Below are 18,330 nucleotides of genomic sequence, written 5' to 3' on the forward strand. Positions count from 1 at the left end.
CGTCACCCGGCGTCCGGCGCGGGCGCGTACGGCTGCCCGGCGGCCTGGTCGTCGAGGTGCCCGTCGTGGATGCGGATCACCCGGTCGGCGAGGGCCATCATCACCGCGTCGTGCGTCGACACCAGCACGGTGACGCCCTCGGATTCCACTATCCCGCGCAGCAGGGCCATCACCGAGAGGCCTGTCTCGGCGTCCAGTTGCCCGGTGGGCTCGTCGGCGAGCAGAAGCTGGGGCGAGGCGGCCAGCGCGCGGGCGATCGCCACCCGCTGCTGCTGGCCGCCGGACAGCTCGGCCGGCCGCTGCCGGGCGTGGTCGGACAGGCCGATCAGGTCCAGCAGCAACTCGACCCGCCGCTCGCGCTCGGCGGGGGCGACGCGGGCCATCCGCAGCGGGGCCGCGACGTTTTCCGCGGCCGACAGCACCGGGATCAACCCGAAGCTCTGGAAGACGTACGACACCTTCTCGCGCCGCAGCCGGGACAGGCCGTCCTCGTCGAGCGCGGTGACGTCGGTGCCGTCGACGTGGACGGTGCCGGCGTCCGGGCGGTCCAGGCCGCCGATGACGTTGAGCAGGGTGGTCTTGCCCGAGCCGGACCGGCCGACGAGCGCCACCATCGAACCGGCGGCCACGTCGAACGACACGCCGCGCAGGGCGTGTACGACGGTCGGCCCGGTGCGGAAGCGCCGCTCGACGCCGCGCACGCGCAGCAGCGGCTCGCCGCTCATTCGTCGCTCCCCGAGTCGGGGTGGATCGTGATGTGGTCGGGTTCCAGGGCCAGCCGGACCCGTCGGGTCAGCGCCAGCGCCTCGCGGAACTCGCGGGGCACCTGGACCCGCCCGGCCCGGTCCATCACGGCGTACTCCTCGGCGGTCACGTGGGTGTCACCCTCCGCGTCGGTGGTGGCGCGGCGCAGCACCTCGCTGCTGGTACGCCCGTCCCGGATCGCGACGGTCCGTTCGACCTGGCCACTGACCTCCGGATCGTGGGTCACCACGACAACCGTGACGCCGTAGCGCCGGTTGACGTCCCGCAGCACGCCGAAGACCTCCGCGGACGTGGCGGCGTCCAGCTCGCCGGTCGGCTCGTCGGCGAACAGGACCCGCGGCTGGTTGGCAAGCGCCACCGCGATCGCGACCCGCATCTGTTGCCCTCCGGAGAGTTGCCCGGGGCGGCGGTCGGCGCAGTCGGCGACACCGAGGCTGTCCAGCAGCTCGGCGGCGCGCTCCCGGCGCTCCTCCTTCGGGGTACGGGCCGCCGTCATCGGCAGGTCCACCATCTCCCGTGCGGTCAGGTAGGGGATCAGGTTGCTCGCCGTCTGCTGCCGTACGAACCCGACGGTGCGCCGCCGGTAGTCCACCCGGTCCGCGCGGGACATCGTCAGCAGGTTCCACCTGTCGACCCGGACCCGCCCGGCGGTGGGGGCGTCGATGCCGGCCAGGATGGAGAGCAGTGTCGACTTGCCGGACCCGGAGGCGCCGACGATGGCGACCAGCTCACCGCTCTCCACGGCCAGGTCCAGCCCCTGTAGCGCCTGCACCTCGATCGAACCGGTCTGGTAGATCCGTACCAGGTTCTCGCAGACGATGAGCGCGTCCCGGCCGAACTCGGGCGCCCGCGCGGATGGCTGCGGCAGGGACAGCGGTGTGCGGGGCATCCCCTTCTCCGTCCGGTTCGTGCCGACGTCGAGCCAGCCTCGGGTAGCGGTCGGGCCCACCGGTCGGGCGCGTGCTGTCACCCGGTCGGCACGCACGGTCACGCAGGCGTCGCGCGCCTCGATTGCCCGTGCTGACGCAGATTGAAGCAGATTCGCGGTAGGCGGCTTCGTCGACCATGCCCGGGCCCGTTTTTCCGGGTGCGGGACGAGGGTCCGCCGGTGCACGTCCGGCGTAGGGGTCGGTGACGAGCCGGTCCCGCGCCCAATCCGGTGGCGGTCGCCAGCGCAGGTTGCGAGACTCTGGCGTGTGCGAGAGGCGGACCGTTTCCGAGGTGCCGTGCAGGTGTGGGCGGCCGGCGGTGCGGACGCCGCGGCAGCCGCCACAGTGGCCCGTGCGGTGGCCGGCGACCTGAGCACCGTCGTGCTCGTCGAGGGCTTCAGCGATCGGTGCGCGGTGGAGACGCTGGCCGAGCGGCGGGGCCGCGACCTGGCCGGCGAGGGCGTGCTCGTCCTGCCGATCGGCGGCGCGATGAGTGTCGCCCGCTACCTGCGGCTCTTCGGCGCGCAGGGGTTGGCGGTGACCGTACGGGGGCTCTGCGACGAGGCCGAGGAGGGTTTCTTCCGGCGGGGGTTGGAGCAGGCCGGCTTCGGCGGCGACCTGACCCGCTCGGCCATGGAGGCGCTCGGCTTCCAGGTGTGCGTGACCGACCTGGAGGACGAGCTGATCCGCGCGCTCGGTAGTGCCGGTGTCGAGCGGGTCATCGACGCCGAGGGGGATCTGGCCCGGTTCCGGGTCTTCCAGAACCAGCCCGCGCAGCGCGGGCGGACGATCGAGCGGCAACTGCGCCGCTTCATGGGCACGATGAGCGGCCGCAAGGCGCGCTACGCCCGCGCGCTCGTCCGCGCCCTCGATCCGGACGCCATCCCACGACCACTGGATCGGCTGCTCGGCTGAATCCGCGCGGTCAGCGTTCCCGGACCACCGCGACCGGGCAGCCGGCGTGCTGGATCACCTGCTGGCTGACCGAGCCGAGCAGCATCCCGGCCAGTCCACCGCGACCCCGGCTGCCGACCACCACCGCCTGCGCGGACCGGCTCGCCTCGATCAGCATCGCCGCCGGGCTGCCCGAGATCAGGTCGACCGTCACGTTCAGCTGGGGATAGGTACGCCGCCACGGCTCCAGCGCCTGCTCCACCGCGGCCCGCTCGTCGGGCACCCCGGCCGCCCCGCCGGGGCCCGGGGTCCAGGCGTGCAGCACGCGCAACGGCACCTGCCGTCGCGCCGCCCGTTCGACCGCGAAGCCGAGCGCCACGAGCGACGGCGCCGAACCGTCCACCCCGACCGCCACCGGGTCGTCCGGTCCGCCGGCCGTCCCGTCCCGGACCACGACCACCGGGCAGTGTGCGTGGGCGGCCACCGACACGGCCGTGGACCCGGCCAGCAGGCCACCGAACCCGCCGTGGCCCCGGCTGCCGAGCACCAGCATGCCGGCCTCGGCCGAGCGTTCCTGCAACACCAGGGCGGGTGGTCCGTCGTACACCTCGCCGGTGATCGTCAGCCCGGGGTGGGCGGCGGCGGCCTCCGCCGCGGCCTTGCGGACCAGGTCCTCGACCTGCCGGCGGGCGGTCTCGTCCGGCCAGACCCCGGGCGCCACGCCCGGACCGACCCAACCGGCCACGGTGAGCCATTCGAAGACGTACGCCAGCCGCACCGGTTGGCCGCTGTGCCGAGCCTCCTCCAGCGCCCACTCCAGCGCCGTCGAGGCGTCGGTGGAGCCGTCGTAGCCGACCAGGATCTCCGCGTCGCGCACGTCGTCCTCCTCAGGGGTTCGTCGGGTCGGTTTCGCGGACCCAGCGCCACTCGGCGACCTCGGGGTCGTCCTCGCCGTAGCGGCGGGTGTAGTCGCGGGCCGCCTGCCGGGCGTCGACCATCCGCTGCCGCAGGTGCGCGGCGCGGGCGGCCAGCCCGGGTACCCGGTCGATGACGTCGATGACCAGGTGGAAGCGGTCCAGGTCGTTGAGCATCACCATGTCGAACGGGGTGGTGGTGGTGCCCTCCTCCTTGTAACCGCGGACGTGCAGGTTCTCGTGGTTGTTGCGGCGGTAGGTCAGCCGGTGGATCAACCAGGGATAACCGTGGTACGCGAAGATGACGGGCCGGTCCTGGGTGAAGATGGTGTCGAACTCGTTGTCGGTCAGACCGTGCGGGTGCTCGGTGTCCGTCTGCAGGCGCATCAGGTCGACCACGTTCACCAGTCTCACCCGCAGGTCCGGGAGGTGCTGGCGGAGCAGCTCGACGGCGGCCAACGTCTCCAGGGTGGGCACGTCCCCGCAGCAGGCCAGCACCACGTCCGGTTCGATGCCCCCGTCGTTGCTGGCCCACTCCCAGATCCCCAGGCCGCGTCGGGTGTGCTGGATCGCCTCGGTCATCGTCAACCAGTTCGGTGCCGGCTGCTTGCCGGCCACCACCACGTTTATGTAGTGCCGGCTGCGCAGGCAGTGGTCCATCGTGGCGAGCAGGGTGTTGGCGTCCGGCGGCAGGTAGACCCGGACCACCTCGGCCTTCTTGTTGACCACGTGGTCGATGAAGCCGGGGTCCTGGTGGGAGAAGCCGTTGTGGTCCTGCCGCCAGACGTGGCTGGACAGCAGGTAGTTCAACGAGGCGATCGGCTGCCGCCAGGGGATGGCCTGGGTCACCTTGAGCCACTTGGCGTGCTGGTTGAGCATCGAGTCGACGATGTGGATGAACGCCTCGTAGCTGGTGAAGACCCCGTGCCGGCCGGTCAGGAGGTAGCCCTCCAGCCAGCCCTGGCACAGGTGCTCGGAGAGCACCTCCATGACCCGGCCGTCGGGGGAGAGGTGGTCGTCGCCGGGAACGGTGGCGGCGACCCAGGCCCGGCCGGTCACCTCGAACGCCGCGCCCAACCGGTTGGAGGCGACCTCGTCCGGGCCGAACAGTCGGAACGTCTCCGGGTTGGCGCTGATGACGTCACGGATCCACGGGCCGAGCACCCCCGTCGCACCGGCCATCGGCTGGCCCGGTTCTTCGACGTCCACGCCGTAGTCGCGGAAGTCGGGCAGGGCCAGGTCGCGCAGCACCACGCCACCGTTGGTGACCGGGTTGGCGCTCATCCGCCGGTCTCCGCGCGGCGGCAGCGTCCGCAACTCGTCCACCGGGGCGCCGGTGGCGTCGAACAGCTCCTCGGGCCGGTAGCTGCGCAGCCAGCGCTCCAACTCGGCCAGGTGGGCCGGGTTGTCGCGGACCCCCGACAGCGGCACCTGGTGGGCGCGGTACGTGCCCTCCACCTGGATGCCGTCCACCTCGTTCGGGCCGGTCCAACCCTTCGGTGTCCGCAGGATGATCATCGGCCAGCGGGGACGTTCGACGGCGCCGCCGGAACGGGCCCGCCGCTGGATCTCGGCGATCTCGTCGAGCGCCCGGTCCATCGTCGCGGCGAGCGTACGGTGCACCACTGCCGGGTCGTCGCCGGCCACCACGTACGGCTGGTAGCCCGACCCGCGCATCAGGTCGAGCAGGTCGGCCTCGGGGATCCGGGCCAGCACGGTCGGGTTGGCGATCTTGTAGCCGTTGAGGTGCAGGATGGGCAGCACCGCGCCGTCGCGCGCCGGGTTGAGGAACACGTTGGAGAGCCAGCTGCCGGCAAGTGGCCCGGTTTCCGCCTCGCCGTCGCCGACCACGCAGGCCACCACGAGATCCGGGTGGTCGAACGCGGCGCCGTAGGCGTGGCTCAGCGCGTACCCCAGCTCGCCGCCCTCGTGGATCGAGCCCGGCACGTCCGCCGCCACGTGGCTGGGGATGCCGCCCGGGAAGGAGAACTGGCGGAACAGCTTGGCCATCCCGACCTCGTCGCGCGCCACGTCGTGGTAGCGCTCGGACCAGGTGCCCTCCAACCAGGTGTTGGCCACGATGGCCGGGCCGCCGTGCCCGGGGCCGGTGACCAGCATGGCGTCGAGGTCACGCGCCACGATCACCCGGTTGAGGTGGGCGTAGACGAGGTTGAGCCCGGGGCTGGTGCCCCAGTGCCCGAGCAGCCGGGGCTTGATGTCGTCGGTGGTCAGCGGCTCCCGCAGCAGCGGGTTGCCCAGCAGGTAGATCTGCCCGACGGTGAGGTAGTTCGCGGCGCGCCAGTAGGCGTCCAGCCGGCGCAGCTCGTCGTCGGTGAGGGCGTGTCGCACGTCGAGAGCGGTGTCCATCAGGCTGCCTCTCGCGGGTAGGAGTGGGGCGTTCGGCTGCGCCGCCGCGCAACCCCGGGGTTCAGGGCCGTTGGCGTCGGGGGTCCGGGCCGGTCAGCGGCGCCTCGGTCAGGCCACGGACGACGACCACCGGTGCGGGGGAGTGGTAGAGCAGGGACTGGGCGACCGCGCCCAGCATTGCTCGCCCCGGTTCGTCGCCCCGGGCGGCGACGAGCGCCAGCTGCGACGTGCGGGACGTGTCGACAAGCACCTCACCGGGATCGCCGCGCACGACGCGGCACTCGGTGGGCACCGAACCGTTGTGGCCGGCATGCCGGGCCAGCGCCTCGCCGAGCTGCTCGGCGACCGCGTCGGTGTCCTCGTCCTGCTCGACCACCCGCAGCGCGAGCAGTCGGGCGTCCCGCCGTGCCGCGCACTCCACCGCCCACTGCAGCGCGAGGTGCGAGCTGGGCGAGCCGTCCACCCCGACCAGCACCGGGCCCTGCGGTGGCGGCTCGCGGCGGACCACCAGCAGCGGGCAACCGGCCCGCGCGGCCAACTGCACGGCGAGCGTCTCGGCCGGGACGCACTGGCCGCTGCCGGCCATCCCGCTGTCGCCGACCGCCAGCAGGAAGGCCGTCTCCGAGCGTCGGATGAGGGTGGCCAGCGTGGCGCTCTCGACGATCTCGCTGCCCACGGTCAGGCCGGGTTCGGCCTGGTGGGCGAGTTGCGCGGCCCGGATGAGCAGTTCCTCGGCCCGGTCGCGGGGCGCGGCGACGCTGTCGGCGGCGAACGCCGCGTGCCAGTCGAAGGTGTGCAGTAGGTGCAGGGCACGGCCGTGCCCGGCGGCTTCCTGCGCGGCCTGTTCGACGACCGGAAGGTCGAGATCCGAGCCGAGGCCGACGAGCACCGCCGCGTCGGTGGCTGCGGCCATCGGTATCACCTCCCGGCGGCGCGCCCGGCAGGACCACGCTGTCTCTAGCCGAGGGTAGTCGGATGGTCACGGTGATGGGCCGATTGTGGTTTCTCGGCGAAGTCCGAGGAGCCGTAACGACCCGATCACCACGCCGCACGGCGAGCGCCTGGTCCGATCACTGACCCAGCCCGTACAGCACGGGTGCGCTCATCGGCGCTGGCGGATGCCCGGCATCTGGCGTCGGCGCCGCCGGCACCGCAGCTCGTGGCCGTGTCCGGTGCCGCAGGTGTGCTACGGGGTCAACTCGGCCATGGCGAGCGCCTCGTCAAGCCGGCCGGCGGCAAGGTCGTCGTGACGGATCACGAAACGGCCATCACTGCGGTAGTAGCGCTCGTTGTCTACCGGAAAGTGGGCGAGCGACACCCATTCGGTCGTCAGGCGGTGCGTCTCCTCCTCGACCCGGGAATACCATTTCGCGACTGGGATGACGATCTCGCCGGTCTTCTCGCGCCACGCGAGGGTCTGCTCCGCGATATCCTTGATCACCTCCTGGCCGGCGTACCCGCCGACAAAGGCGCTGGCGTACCCGTTGTCGGGCGGCCAGAGGTCGTTGGCCAGGGCGCAGAGCTCGTCGAGGTGCGGCAGGTCACGCTCGAGGTCACCGGCCACCTGCTGCTGGAAGGGCGACAGGTCGTCCTCGTCCTCGTCGACCTCGTCGTCCATCCCGAACCAGTCGGGGAACTCCGCGCGCAGCGTGGCACTGACGTCGTACTGCTCGCCGACCAACGCGTGGTCGGTGGATCCTGCCGCCACCTCGGTGTCGGTGCCGGCCGGCACGTGCACAACTCGCCCGAACCTTCGGTCCCCGGTGGCAGCGGCCTGCTCGTGGTTCAGGAAGAACAGCAGCGAGCCGTCTGCCGGCAGGCCGAAGCCGTCGACTGCCGGCAGCGCCGCACAGTCGACCGAGAAGACGAACGGCAGCGGATCGACCCCGTCGGACGGCCAGTCCATGTCCACCGGCAGCCGGGGCAACCCACCGAACTGCCCGACCGGAACACCGCTGGATCCTCCGCTCAACCGGATCGACAGGCGAAGGTGTTGGCTGAGTCGGCTGACCTCGTCGTCCGGGATGCCCAACGCGAGCGCTGCACGACGAAACCGTCCCTCATGATCCATAGCGCAACATGGTGCCAGGTGGGCGCGACGACCCGGCCGGCGGCACTCGGCCGGGTTCGGAGCAAGCTCCGCGAGAACGGATCAACTCCGCTGTGAACCCACAACCGGTGCCGATCGGGGGAACGTCAACCAGGGTTGACACGAGGTGCGGTGTCAACGTATGTTGACGACATGAGTCAGGCGACAGAACTCGCGGCGGCAGCCGGCAGCACCGACCCCCGGGTCGGGCTGCGCGCCGTCCGCGCACTGCGCCGGCTGCTCGAGCGGCTCGAGGTGGTCCAGGTCGACAACGCCCGTCGACAGGGCTGGTCCTGGCAGGACATCGCGGGCGCGCTCGAGGTCAGCCGGCAGGCGGTGCACAAGAAGCACGCCGGGCGACCGGCGGTCAACTCATCCTGGGAGGCGTGATGTTCGAACGGTTCACCGACCGGGCGCGCGGCGTGGTGCGCCGGGCGCTGGAGGAGGCGCGGGCCGAGGGTCAGCGGCCGGTCGGCACCGAGCACCTGCTGCTCGCCCTGCTCGACGACGACGCCGGCCTGGCCAGCCGGGTGCTCGCCGACGCCGGCGTCCGCGCCGACGACCTGCGCGAGCGCGTCCGCCGGCACACCGCCAGCGGCGGCGCCGGACTCGGCGACGCGGACGCGGCGGCCCTGCGGGAGATCGGCATCGACCTGGCCGCGATCGTCGCCCGCATCGAGGAGTCCTTCGGCCCGGACGCGCTGCGCGAGGCCGTGCCGGCGCCGCGTCGCCGGTGGAGGCGCAGGCGCTACCTCGGCGGGCCGTTCTCACCCCGGTCCAAGAAGGCGCTGGAGTTGTCCCTGCGCGAGGCGCTGCGCCTGCGTCACAAACACATCGGCACCGAGCACATCCTGCTCGGGGTGCTCCGGGAGGGGCACGGGCTGGGCGCGCTGGTGCTCACCGAGGCCGGCATCGACCTCGACGATCTGCGCCGACGGGTGGAGAGCGCGCTACGGGCGGCGGCCTGACGGGGGCGCTCGCGTTGAAACGTGTCTGTGGCACTTTCGACGCGAGACCCCCGCTGGGTCGCTGAAGGTGCCCCGGTGCTGCACACTGGCGCCCGTGGATGCTGGACAGGACAGGCGACCCTCGGGCGGCGACGGTGGGCTGCGCTCCGCCGTGGTCGTCAACCCGGTGAAGGTCGACGATCTCGACGAGCTGCGCCGTACCGTGAACGACGCCCTCAGCGCGGCGGGCTGGCCCGAGCCGCAGTGGTACGAAACGACAGTTGACGACCCGGGCCGCGGTCAGGCCGAGCAGGCCGTCAAGTCCGGCGTCGACCTGGTCTTCGCCTGCGGTGGCGACGGCACCGTGATGTCCTGCGTCAGCGCGCTCGTCGGCACCGACGTGGCCCTCGCCGTGCTGCCGCAGGGCACCGGCAACCTGCTCGCCGCCAACCTCGGTCTCTCCACCGACCTGGCCGCCGGGCTGCAGGTCGCCGTCGAACGGGGCCGGCGGCTGCTGGACGTCGGCGCCGTCGAGGACCGGTACTTCACCGTGATGGCCGGCATGGGCTTCGACGCCCAGATGCTCGACGCCACCTCCGAGACCACCAAGGCCCGCATCGGCTGGCCGGCGTACGTCATGGGCGCCGCCCGCCACCTGCGGGACCGGCCGATGCGGGTGAAGATCCGCATCGACGACCGCCCGCCGGTACGCCGCCGGGCCCGCTCGGTCCTGATCGCCAACGTCGGCCGGCTCCAGGGCGGGGTGACCCTGCTCACCGAGGCCGAGCCGGACGACGGCTGGCTCGACGTCGCCGTTCTCACCCCCCGCAACCTGCGGCACTGGCTGGCGCTCGGCTGGGCGGTGGTCCGCCGCAGCGGCCAGGTGCCGCGGATGGAGGTCCTCCGGGGCCGACGCGTGGTGGTCAGCAGCAACCGGGCCCAGCCCAGGGAACTGGACGGCGACCTCATCGCCCCGGGCCGACAGCTACGGGCGGACATCCGCACCCAGGCGCTGTGGCTCTGCGTCCCCCAACCCGAGGACGCCCCCGACCTGGCCGTCGACGCGCAGGGCGCCGGAGAGCGGGGCGAGCAGCTGATCGAGGACGCGCGCCGTGAGTAGCACCCGGATCGTGCCGGAGACCCGGCTGATGGCCGACGAGGAGCTGTCCGCCGACGACGCCTGGCACACCCTGCGCCGGCAGAACACCTGGCACCTGCTGCGCGACGCCTTCATCCGGTTCCGCTACGGCGACGGGTTCAGCCACTCCCGTGCGTTCGCCCTGCAACTCTGCCTCGCCGTGGTGCCGTTCCTGATCGCCCTCACCGGCCTGATCAGCGAGCTGGGCGTCGAGGAGGGCGGTCAGGTCGTCGCCGACACCGTCCTGGCGCTCACCCCCGGCCAGAGCGCGCAGATGGTCGGCGAGCTGCTGGGCGAGGGCGAACGTGTCGAGGACGCGGGCGAACTCGCCCTCGCCCTCGGCCTGCTCACCGGCCTGTTCGCGCTGACCACCACCATGGCCCAGATCGAACGGGGCGCCAACCGCATCTACGGCGTCGAACGGGACCGGCCCGCGCTGCGGAAGTACCTCCGCGCCGCGGTGCTGGCGATCACCGCCGGCCTGCCCGCGCTCGCCGGTTTCCTGATCCTGGTCGGTGGCGGCGCGATGGGCGACTCGGTACGCGAGCACTACGAGTGGGGTGCGCTCGCCAACGGCATCTGGGACGTGGTCCGCTTCCCCCTGAGCCTCGGCCTGACCGTCCTCGCCGTCGCCGTGCTGTTCCGGCACGCGCCACGACGCAACCAGCCCGGCCTGTCCTGGCTGTTCTTCGGCGCCGGCATCGCCACGGTCCTCTGGTGGCTGGCCAGCCTGCTGCTCGCCGCGTACGTGCGGTTCAGCGACGGCTTCGGGCAGACCTACGGCGCGTTGACCGGCATGATGGCGCTGCTGCTCTGGGCCAACCTGACCGGGATGGCGCTCTTCGGCGGGCTGTCCTTCGCCGCCCAGTTGGAGGCGCTGCGCATCGGCGCCCGGGAGCCGGCCCAACCCGACCTGTGGGAACCCGACACCGACCGTGCCGAGCTGCTCGACACCGGGGACATGACGGCGCTGTAGGGCACCGGCGTGTACGGCGAACGCGGATCGGGTAATGCGGCCCCGCCAGAGCCGAACAAGGAGGTGCGGGGTGACCGCGGTCAAGGAGATGGCGCGACGTCCGATCGGCCACTTCGCCGAGCGGAGCATCGCGGGTCTGGCGGCCGTCACCGGCGCCGGGGTGGCCTTCGGGCTGCTGTTGCTGCTCGTCCGGGTGCGGTGGAGCCCGTTGCAGGACGCCGACCACGCCGCCGCCGAGTGGTTCAACGGGCTCGTCGCCCCGCACCACGCCCTCGTCACCGTTTTGGAGGCGGTGACCGACCTGGGTGGCCGACCGATCTACATCTGGCTGGTCAGCGTCGCCGTGATCGGGCTGCTGATCCGGAAACAGCCACGGCTGGCCGTCTACCTGATCGTCACCGGGGTCGGCGGCCTGATCCTCGACCCGTCGCTGAAGACGCTCGTCGGTCGGCTCCGCCCGGTGGTGGACGTGCCGATCGCCAGCGCACCGGGCAACAGCTTCCCGAGCGGGCACGCGCTGGGCTCGATCGTCGCGTACGGGGCTCTGCTGCTGGTGTTCCTGCCGGCCATGGCACCGCGCTGGCGCAAGCCGGCGATCGTCGGCTTCAGCCTGCTGGTGGCGGTGATCGGCCTGACCCGCATCGCGTTGGGCGTGCACTACATCTCCGACGTGCTGGCCGGCTGGCTGCTCGGCGCGGCCTGGTTGGGCGTCACCGCGTACGCCTTCCGGCTGTGGCGTCGTGAGCGTGGGCGGCCGGTGCCGTCGCTGAGTGAGGGACTGGAGCCGGAGGCCGGGCACGACATCGCCGCCGCCCCGGCCGAGGAGCACGTGCTGGCGCACCCCCGCTCGGCGGTGGCCGAGCTGCTGGTCGGGTGGGTGCTCGTGTTCGGGGCGCTCTACGGCTTCGGCACGTACGTCAGCTATCACGCCAAGGGCACCGTCTTCGACACTCTCGACACCGATGTGCCGCAGTGGTTCGCCGCCCGGCACACCGACGTGTTGACCGACGTGAGCTGGTGGTGGAGCAAGTTCGGTGACACCCACGCCATCCTGATCATCTCGCTGGTGTTCTGCCCACTGGTGCTGGCGGTCTGGCGGCGTTGGCGTCCGGTGCTCTTCCTGGCGTTGGCGATGGTGGGTGAGCTGACCCTGTTCCTCGCCTCGGCTCGCGCCGTCGACCGACCGCGCCCGGCGGTGGAGAACCTCGACGGGCAGATGCCCACCTCGTCGTTCCCGTCGGGGCACATCGCGGCCACCATCTGCGTCTGGCTGGCCATCACGGTCATCGTGTTCCCGCGTACCGACAGGTGGTGGCGTTGGATCTTCGTGGCGCTGGCCGTGATCATGCCGGTCGGGGTCGCCACCTCCCGGATGTACCGGGGCATGCACCACCCGACCGACTTCATGGGCGCGATCGTGCTCTCCGCGCTCTGGATCGGGCTGCTCTACCTCGTCATCCGCCCGAACGCCGACCTGAAGGAGGGCAACCAGCCGGCCATCGAGTCGGAGGACGTGGACACCCTCGACGACGAGCTGGCGCGCGCCGGCCGAGCCGACTGAGCGCCACGTGCTGCGGTTGATGACCTGGAACATCCGTACCGGCGGTCGGGATCGCGGCGGCGCCGACCGGCTGGACCAGGTGGTCCGGGTCATCGACGAGCAGACGCCGGACGTGCTGGCCCTCCAGGAGCTGCGCGGCTTCGACCGCGACGGGCTGATGGCCACCGTGGCGGGTCGGGTGGGCATGACGCCGCACCTGGCCCGCTCCTGCGTCGGTCAGCCGGTGGCGGTGCTGGTCCGGCCGCCGTACCAGGTCGTCGAGGCGGGGACGCTGCGCCGGCCGTTCCACCACGCCGCCGCCCGCGTCGTGGTGGCGACCACCGCCGGCCCGCTCACCGTGCTCGGCGCCCACCTCTACCCGTACTCCGGTGGGCGGCGGCGGATGGAGGCCGACTGGCTGGCCCGGGCGGTGCGACGGGCCCGGGGACCGTTGACTGTCGTCACCGGCGACCTCAACTCGCTCGACCCGAGCGTCGACCACACCGAGCGGCTGGCCGGAATGCCCGCTCTCTACCGGCGGCGGCATCTGCGCCGTTTCGGTGGCGACGTGGACACCCGGGCGATCGCCCGGCTGCTCGCCGCCGACCTGGTCGATCTCTGGCCGTCGTGCAACGGCGGGGCGCCCGAGGCCGACGGCCACACCGTGCCCACAGGCTTCGGCGGAGCCGAGTTCGCCGGAATGCGGCTCGACTACCTGCTCGGCACGCGCGACGTGGCGCGGCGGACGCGGGAGTGCCGGGTGCTGCGGGGCGGAGCGGCCGACCGGGCCTCGGATCACTATCCGCTGCTCACCACACTCGACCTCGGCCCGGTCGCGACCGGCGGCTGAGGCCTGGCGCGGGCCGGTTACCGTGCCCACCGTGACCGACCGTCGGCCTGACCGCTCGCCGCTGCCCGGCCCGCCGACCGGGCACCCCGGCCCACCGTCGGCGGCGCGTCCGGCACCGTCGACCGCGGACCCGGCAGAGCCGGCCGCCGTCGCGCTCCCGCTCGTCGCGGCCGTCGCGCGCGGTGTGGCGTTGGTCGTGGTGCTGCCGGTACGCCTGCTCTGGGAGCTGATCGCGGCTGCCGGCCGGCTGACGTACCGAAGCCTGCTCAGCCCCGCCGGCCGGTTCCTGCGTCGCTGGGTGCTGTCCCCGCTGTCCTGGGCGCTGCACCGACTCCTCTGGCTCCCGCTGGTCTGGTGCGCCCGCAACCTGCTCTGGGTGCCGCTGGTGTGGCTGGGGAGGGGCCTCGGGTGGGTGGGCCGCACGCTGATCCGACGCCCGCTGATCTGGCTGGCGTACGGCATCGTCTGGGTTGTCCGCACGGTGCTCTGGACGCCGCTGGTCTGGTGCGGTGGCGTGCTGGCCGCGATGGGATCGGCAGTGGGGCGGGCGGTTCGGCGGCTGCTCTGGGCACCGCTTGTCTGGTTGGCCCGCCACGGGCTGCGTCCACCTCTCGTCGCGCTGGGACGCGCGCTGGTGTGGCTCGCCGAGCACCTGGTCGTGCGGCCGCTGCGCTGGCTGGGCCCGGCGGTCACCCCCGCGGGGCGGCTGCTGTGGCGTGGCGTCGGCGCGCTCGCCGGGGCGGTGCGCGCCGCGATCGTCGGGTCGGCCCGGGGGATCTGGTGGGTCGTCGTGAGGTTCGTCCGGCTGCTCGTCGCCGTGGTGGTCGGCGCGTGGTGGGCGGCCGGATGGGTGCTGCGGCTGCTCTACCGCCTGCTGCTGCGCCCGCTCGGGCACGGGCTGCGCTGGGTGTGGCGGCACGCCGTGCGCCCGCTGCTGCGGGGAGCCCGGTGGGTCTGGTCGGTGACTGTCGTGCCGGTCGCGCACGGCGTCCGGGCGGCCTGGCGGACCACCGTCACGCCCGCGGCCCGGTGGACCCGCCGGTCGGTGCTCGACCCGGCCCGGCTGGCCTCCCGTGAGGTGCTCAGCGTCCTGGGCCTACGCCGCTGACCGGAGCGGGCGGATCGCGGTAGCGGTCGCCGCCGAAGGCGGATGACGCTGCCGTCACAGCACCAGGTTGAGCAGGACGGTGAGCACCACCGAGGCGAGGACCGAGAAGAGGATCATCAGGAGGCAGCCGAGGCCACCGCCGAGCGGGCGGATCTCCGTGTTGCCGAAGCGCATGGCGTCACCTGTCCGAGAGCGCGGGTTGCGGGGCGAGCAGGCGGCGGCACGCGTCCGCGACCTGCGTCGGGGCGGTCGTGACCACGTTGTGCGCGACGCCGGGGACGACCACCAGGCTCGCGTCCGGCACGAGCCGGGTCGCCTCGTCGCGCCAGGGCGCCGGTACGACCGGGTCACGACCACCTGTCACGACGAGGGTCGGCGCGCTGACGCGGACGAGGTCCCGCTCGATCGGGTTGCGCACCGAGTGCGACACCGTCGCGAAGACCCGCCAGGGCCGGGCGTTCCAGACGTCGCGGACCAGGATCGGGGCCTGCAACGGCGCTTCACGCAGGCAGTCCACGAGCCACCTGCCGAACAGGCCCCGGCGCGACCGGGCGGACGGGTCACTTGTCGGCCCCGCCAGCACCAGCGCGCGTACCGCGTCCGGGTGGTTCGCGGCGAGCGCGGCGGCCACCTCCGCGCCGAACGAGTGTCCGAGCAGGCAGACCGGCGGCAGCCGGTACGCGGCCAGCCAGGCGGCCAGGTGCGCGGCGTGCCGGTGGACGTCGTACGCGCCGTCGGGGTGTTCGGTCAGCCCGAAGCCGGGCAGGTCCGGCACGTACACCGGGTGGGTGGTGGCGAGCGCGACGGCCAGCGGGGTGAGGTAGCGGTGGGAGACGGCCAGGCCGTGCACCAGCACCACGGGCGGCGCCCCGGTCCCCGGGGTCGTACTGCGCCGGGTGTGGGTGCGCAGCCCGTCGACGAGCCGCCACTCGCTCGTCAGCCCGGCGGCCGGCCGGGGCGCGGCCATGGCGAGCCGTAGCTCGGCCGGACCGAAGTGGCCGCCGGGCAGTGGCCTCACAACGCCCGCAACCGGGGCAGTAGCTGCTCCTGCGCCCAGTCCAGGAACATCGGCTGGGTCTCCCCGCCGACCTGGATGATCGCCACGTGGGTGAAGCCGGCGTCGACGAACTTGCGGAACGCCTCGACGTGCGCGTCGATGTCCGGGCCGCAGGGGACGCCCTCGGCGACGTCCTCCTCCCGGACGAACTGGGTGGCGGCGGCGAAGGACTCCGGGCCGGGAAGGTCGGCGTTCACCTTCCAACCCATGCCGAACCAGCGGAACTGGTCGTGCACGATCTTGCGGCACTCGGCCTCGTCGGGGCCGTAGCAGATGGCCACCTGCCCGTACCGGGGCTGGCCGGCGCCGCCGGCGTCGTCGTACATCTCGATGATGTGCCGGTCGGGTTCGGTGGAGATGATGCCGTTGCCGTACTCGGCGGCCAACGTCGCGGACTGCCGGCCGGACGCGGCGACGGCCATCGGCACCGGCCGTTCCGGGCGGTCCCAGACATAGGCGTCGGGCACGTCGAAGTGGTTGCCGGAGAAGGTGAGCGTCTCCCCGTTGAGCAGCGGCCGGATGATCTGCAGCGCCTCCTCGAACATCTCGTGCCGCTGCTGCACGTGTGGCCAGCCACCGACCACGTGTTCGTTCAGGTTCTCCCCGGCGCCCAGACCGAGGGTGAACCGGCCGTCCGAGAGCGCTCCGATGGTGCTGGCCTTCTGCGCGACCACGGCCGGGTGGTAGCGGCGGATCGGGCAGGTCACGAACGACATCAGCTCCGCGCGGGAGGTGGCGTGGGCGACCGCGCCGAGCACCGACCAGGCGTACGGCGAGTGGCCCTGGGAGTCCAGCCAGGGGTAGTAGTGGTCGGACATCACCAGTTGGTCGAAGCCGGCCGCCTCGGCCCGGACCGCATGGTCGACCAACTGCTTGGGACCTGCCTGTTCGCCCATCAGGGTGTAGCCGACGCTGACCATCCTGGTATCCCCTCTCACTGACCGATCGTTCCCCGGATACCCCGCTCGGCCGCCGTCAACCCTCTCGTCCGGTTCTCAGATGGCAGTGCTTGACGGATGGCCGGTGACCTGCCTACCGTCGGTCTTAACCGGTTAAGACCCGGAGGCGGCGCACATCCTGTGGTGGGGATGATCGCCCCGTGACGGCCCGCGTTCGCGTGGGCCGTTGCGGCTGTCCGGGGTGTGCGTCTGCCAACTGAACCGGTTGCGAGGGCCAATCCATCGCCCTACGCTGATGCGTGCGCGCCGGAGTCGGGCGCGGCTGCCGGGCTGCAGCCGCCTTCCCCCTGTCACGTCCCACCCCTGTCGGGCATCGGGGGTCCTCCCTGAGGAAGGCCATGAAGACTCGACTCACCGCCGCCGGCGCGGCTCTGCTCGCGTTGCTCGTCGCCGTGCTGGCGTTCGGTCAGCCGGCGCGGGCCGCGGCTGGTTTCTCCGTTGCGGGCGGCAAGCTGTACGACGCCAACGGCACCGAATTCGTTCTGCGCGGGGTGAACCACGCGCACACCTGGTACCCGCAGCAGACCAACTCCTTCGCCGACGTCAAGGCGCTCGGCGCGAACACCGTGCGGGTGGTGCTCTCCAGTGGAGACCGGTGGACCCGCAACACGAACGCCGACGTCGCCACCGTCATCTCGACGTGCAAGGCCAACCGGCTGATCTGCGTACTCGAGGTGCACGACACCACCGGGTACGGCGAGCAGAGCGGGGCCATCACCCTCGACCGGGCCGTCGACTACTGGCTCAGCCTCGCCGACGTCCTCGTCGGGCAGGAAAGATACGTCATCGTCAACATTGGCAACGAGCCGTACGGCAACCAGAACTACGGCTCGTGGGCCACCGACAACGCCAACGCGATCGCACGCCTACGCAACGGCGGGCTGACCCACACGATCATGGTGGACGCGCCGAACTGGGGTCAGGACTGGTCCTTCACCATGCGGGACAACGCCGCATCGGTATTCGCCGCCGACCCGGCCCGCAACACCGTCTTCTCCGTCCACATGTACGGGGTCTTCGACACCGCCGCCGAGATCAGCGATTATCTGGGTCGGTTCCGTGCCGCCGGGCTGCCGATCGTGGTCGGTGAGTTCGGCTTCAACCACTCCGACGGCAACCCGGACGAGGACACCATCCTCGCGTACAGCCAGGCCAACGGGATCGGCTGGTTGGGCTGGTCGTGGAGCGGTAACGGCGGAGGGGTGGAATACCTCGACCTCGCCACCAACTTCAACCCGGCCAGCCTGACCACCTGGGGTCAGCGGCTCTTCAACGGCGCCAACGGCATCCGGCAGACCGCGCGGGAGGCCAGCGTCTTCGGTGGTACCCAGCCCACGACGCCCCCGCCGACCACGCCCCCGCCGACCACGCCTCCGCCGACCACGCCTCCGCCGACCACGCCTCCGCCGACCACGCCTCCGCCCACGACGCCCCCGCCGACCACCCCGCCGCCCGTAGGCGGTTGCACGGCGTCGTACACGGTGACAAGCCAGTGGCAGGGCGGCTTCCAGGGCGAGATCCGCGTGACGGCCGGCGCGACGGCGATCGCCGGCTGGACCGCCCGGTGGACCCTCGCCAACGGCCAGAGCGTCACCCAGTCCTGGAACGCGACGGTGACCAGCAGCGGATCCACGGTGACCGCGCGCAACGTGGACTACAACGGCCGACTGGCGGCCGGTGCCAGCGTCAGCTTCGGCTTCCTCGGCGGCTGGACCGGCAGCAACCCCACGCCGGAGGTGAGCTGCACGGCAGGCTGACCGACGCCAGGTGGCCGGGCCCGCACCGGGCCCGGCCACC

The 18,330-nt window shown here is 72.4% G+C and carries 17 protein-coding genes; 9 read left to right on the forward strand and 8 right to left on the reverse strand.

Annotated elements, in window-relative coordinates:
- Positions 1-2: 2 nt before the first annotated feature.
- Complete coding sequence (locus tag ACPXBU_RS21350) at positions 3-725, reverse strand: ABC transporter ATP-binding protein (RefSeq protein WP_425759337.1); 723 nt, start codon at positions 723-725, stop codon at positions 3-5.
- Positions 722-1,654 (reverse strand): ABC transporter ATP-binding protein, encoded by a 933-nt coding sequence (locus ACPXBU_RS21355; protein WP_425759338.1) that lies wholly within the window; start codon positions 1,652-1,654, stop codon positions 722-724. The genes ACPXBU_RS21350 and ACPXBU_RS21355 overlap by 4 nt, the downstream gene beginning before the upstream one ends.
- Positions 1,655-1,961: 307 nt before the next feature.
- Here ACPXBU_RS21355 and ACPXBU_RS21360 point away from each other — a divergent pair, with 307 nt between their 5' ends.
- Entirely contained in the window at positions 1,962-2,609 is a 648-nt protein-coding gene (locus ACPXBU_RS21360) for a TOPRIM nucleotidyl transferase/hydrolase domain-containing protein (RefSeq protein ID WP_425759339.1), read from the forward strand.
- Positions 2,610-2,619: 10 nt separating this feature from the next.
- Here the strand turns inward: ACPXBU_RS21360 and ACPXBU_RS21365 are convergent, their stop codons facing one another.
- The 4 genes from ACPXBU_RS21365 to ACPXBU_RS21380 form a co-directional block, all read right to left on the reverse strand.
- Positions 2,620-3,465 carry a universal stress protein gene (locus ACPXBU_RS21365; RefSeq protein ID WP_393375926.1) on the reverse strand — a complete coding sequence of 282 codons (846 nt, stop codon included), beginning with the start codon at positions 3,463-3,465 and terminating at the stop codon, positions 2,620-2,622.
- Positions 3,466-3,475: 10 nt separating this feature from the next.
- The gene (locus ACPXBU_RS21370; protein WP_425759340.1) at positions 3,476-5,869 is read right to left on the reverse strand and encodes a phosphoketolase family protein; all 2,394 of its coding nucleotides are present in this window, start codon (positions 5,867-5,869) and stop codon (positions 3,476-3,478) included.
- 61 nt (positions 5,870-5,930) lie between these two features.
- Positions 5,931-6,782 carry a universal stress protein gene (locus ACPXBU_RS21375; RefSeq protein ID WP_425759341.1) on the reverse strand — a complete coding sequence of 284 codons (852 nt, stop codon included), beginning with the start codon at positions 6,780-6,782 and terminating at the stop codon, positions 5,931-5,933.
- Positions 6,783-7,055: 273 nt separating this feature from the next.
- Positions 7,056-7,940, reverse strand: a complete 885-nt coding sequence (locus ACPXBU_RS21380; protein ID WP_425759342.1) for a DUF1963 domain-containing protein — start codon at positions 7,938-7,940, stop codon at positions 7,056-7,058.
- Positions 7,941-8,111: 171 nt separating this feature from the next.
- Between ACPXBU_RS21380 and ACPXBU_RS21385 the strand changes: the two genes are divergently transcribed.
- The 7 genes from ACPXBU_RS21385 to ACPXBU_RS21415 all read left to right on the forward strand — a co-directional run bounded on the left by ACPXBU_RS21385 (position 8,112) and on the right by ACPXBU_RS21415 (position 14,517).
- On the forward strand, positions 8,112-8,348 hold the full coding sequence (locus ACPXBU_RS21385) for a helix-turn-helix domain-containing protein (protein WP_425759343.1): 237 nt from the start codon (positions 8,112-8,114) through the stop codon (positions 8,346-8,348).
- Positions 8,348-8,926, forward strand: a complete 579-nt coding sequence (locus ACPXBU_RS21390; RefSeq protein ID WP_425759487.1) for a Clp protease N-terminal domain-containing protein — start codon at positions 8,348-8,350, stop codon at positions 8,924-8,926. Before ACPXBU_RS21385 ends, ACPXBU_RS21390 begins: the two co-directional genes overlap by 1 nt.
- A 94-nt stretch (positions 8,927-9,020) precedes the next feature.
- Positions 9,021-10,025, forward strand: coding sequence for a diacylglycerol/lipid kinase family protein (locus ACPXBU_RS21395; RefSeq protein ID WP_425759345.1), 1,005 nt, complete (start codon positions 9,021-9,023; stop codon positions 10,023-10,025).
- The gene (locus ACPXBU_RS21400; RefSeq protein ID WP_425759346.1) at positions 10,018-11,019 is read left to right on the forward strand and encodes a YihY/virulence factor BrkB family protein; all 1,002 of its coding nucleotides are present in this window, start codon (positions 10,018-10,020) and stop codon (positions 11,017-11,019) included. The genes ACPXBU_RS21395 and ACPXBU_RS21400 overlap by 8 nt, the downstream gene beginning before the upstream one ends.
- A gap of 70 nt (positions 11,020-11,089) precedes the next feature.
- Positions 11,090-12,580, forward strand: coding sequence for a phosphatase PAP2 family protein (locus ACPXBU_RS21405; protein ID WP_425759347.1), 1,491 nt, complete (start codon positions 11,090-11,092; stop codon positions 12,578-12,580).
- Positions 12,581-12,599: 19 nt separating this feature from the next.
- A complete protein-coding gene (locus ACPXBU_RS21410; RefSeq protein WP_425759348.1) occupies positions 12,600-13,409 on the forward strand; it encodes an endonuclease/exonuclease/phosphatase family protein in 810 nt (269 codons plus the stop codon).
- Between the two features lie 31 nt (positions 13,410-13,440).
- On the forward strand, positions 13,441-14,517 hold the full coding sequence (locus tag ACPXBU_RS21415) for a hypothetical protein (RefSeq protein ID WP_425759349.1): 1,077 nt from the start codon (positions 13,441-13,443) through the stop codon (positions 14,515-14,517).
- Between the two features lie 178 nt (positions 14,518-14,695).
- Here ACPXBU_RS21415 and ACPXBU_RS21420 read toward each other — a convergent pair whose 3' ends face one another.
- Positions 14,696-15,535, reverse strand: a complete 840-nt coding sequence (locus tag ACPXBU_RS21420) for an alpha/beta fold hydrolase (RefSeq protein ID WP_425759350.1) — start codon at positions 15,533-15,535, stop codon at positions 14,696-14,698.
- Entirely contained in the window at positions 15,532-16,494 is a 963-nt protein-coding gene (locus tag ACPXBU_RS21425) for a TIGR03557 family F420-dependent LLM class oxidoreductase (protein WP_425759351.1), read from the reverse strand. Before ACPXBU_RS21425 ends, ACPXBU_RS21420 begins: the two co-directional genes overlap by 4 nt.
- A 377-nt stretch (positions 16,495-16,871) precedes the next feature.
- On the opposite strand from ACPXBU_RS21425, the gene ACPXBU_RS21430 reads away from it, so the two are divergent.
- Positions 16,872-18,290 carry a cellulase family glycosylhydrolase gene (locus ACPXBU_RS21430; RefSeq protein ID WP_425759352.1) on the forward strand — a complete coding sequence of 473 codons (1,419 nt, stop codon included), beginning with the start codon at positions 16,872-16,874 and terminating at the stop codon, positions 18,288-18,290.
- Positions 18,291-18,330 lie beyond the last annotated feature (40 nt).

The organism is Micromonospora sp. DT231 (genome assembly GCF_049847025.1).
Taxonomy (GTDB): domain Bacteria; phylum Actinomycetota; class Actinomycetes; order Mycobacteriales; family Micromonosporaceae; genus Micromonospora.

What these genes read in the sequence shown, in the direction of transcription:
- ACPXBU_RS21355 (WP_425759338.1), bottom strand. Translation starts at nt 1,654, where the DNA reads ATGCCCCGCACACCGCTGTCCCTGCCGCAGCCATCCGCGCGGGCGCCC.
- ACPXBU_RS21370 (WP_425759340.1), bottom strand. Translation starts at nt 5,869, where the DNA reads ATGGACACCGCTCTCGACGTGCGACACGCCCTCACCGACGACGAGCTG.
- ACPXBU_RS21390 (WP_425759487.1), top strand. Translation starts at nt 8,348, where the DNA reads ATGTTCGAACGGTTCACCGACCGGGCGCGCGGCGTGGTGCGCCGGGCG.
- ACPXBU_RS21430 (WP_425759352.1), top strand. Translation starts at nt 16,872, where the DNA reads ATGAAGACTCGACTCACCGCCGCCGGCGCGGCTCTGCTCGCGTTGCTC.
- ACPXBU_RS21375 (WP_425759341.1), bottom strand. Translation starts at nt 6,782, where the DNA reads ATGGCCGCAGCCACCGACGCGGCGGTGCTCGTCGGCCTCGGCTCGGAT.
- ACPXBU_RS21410 (WP_425759348.1), top strand. Translation starts at nt 12,600, where the DNA reads ATGACCTGGAACATCCGTACCGGCGGTCGGGATCGCGGCGGCGCCGAC.
- ACPXBU_RS21350 (WP_425759337.1), bottom strand. Translation starts at nt 725, where the DNA reads ATGAGCGGCGAGCCGCTGCTGCGCGTGCGCGGCGTCGAGCGGCGCTTC.
- ACPXBU_RS21380 (WP_425759342.1), bottom strand. Translation starts at nt 7,940, where the DNA reads ATGGATCATGAGGGACGGTTTCGTCGTGCAGCGCTCGCGTTGGGCATC.
- ACPXBU_RS21425 (WP_425759351.1), bottom strand. Translation starts at nt 16,494, where the DNA reads ATGGTCAGCGTCGGCTACACCCTGATGGGCGAACAGGCAGGTCCCAAG.
- ACPXBU_RS21385 (WP_425759343.1), top strand. Translation starts at nt 8,112, where the DNA reads ATGAGTCAGGCGACAGAACTCGCGGCGGCAGCCGGCAGCACCGACCCC.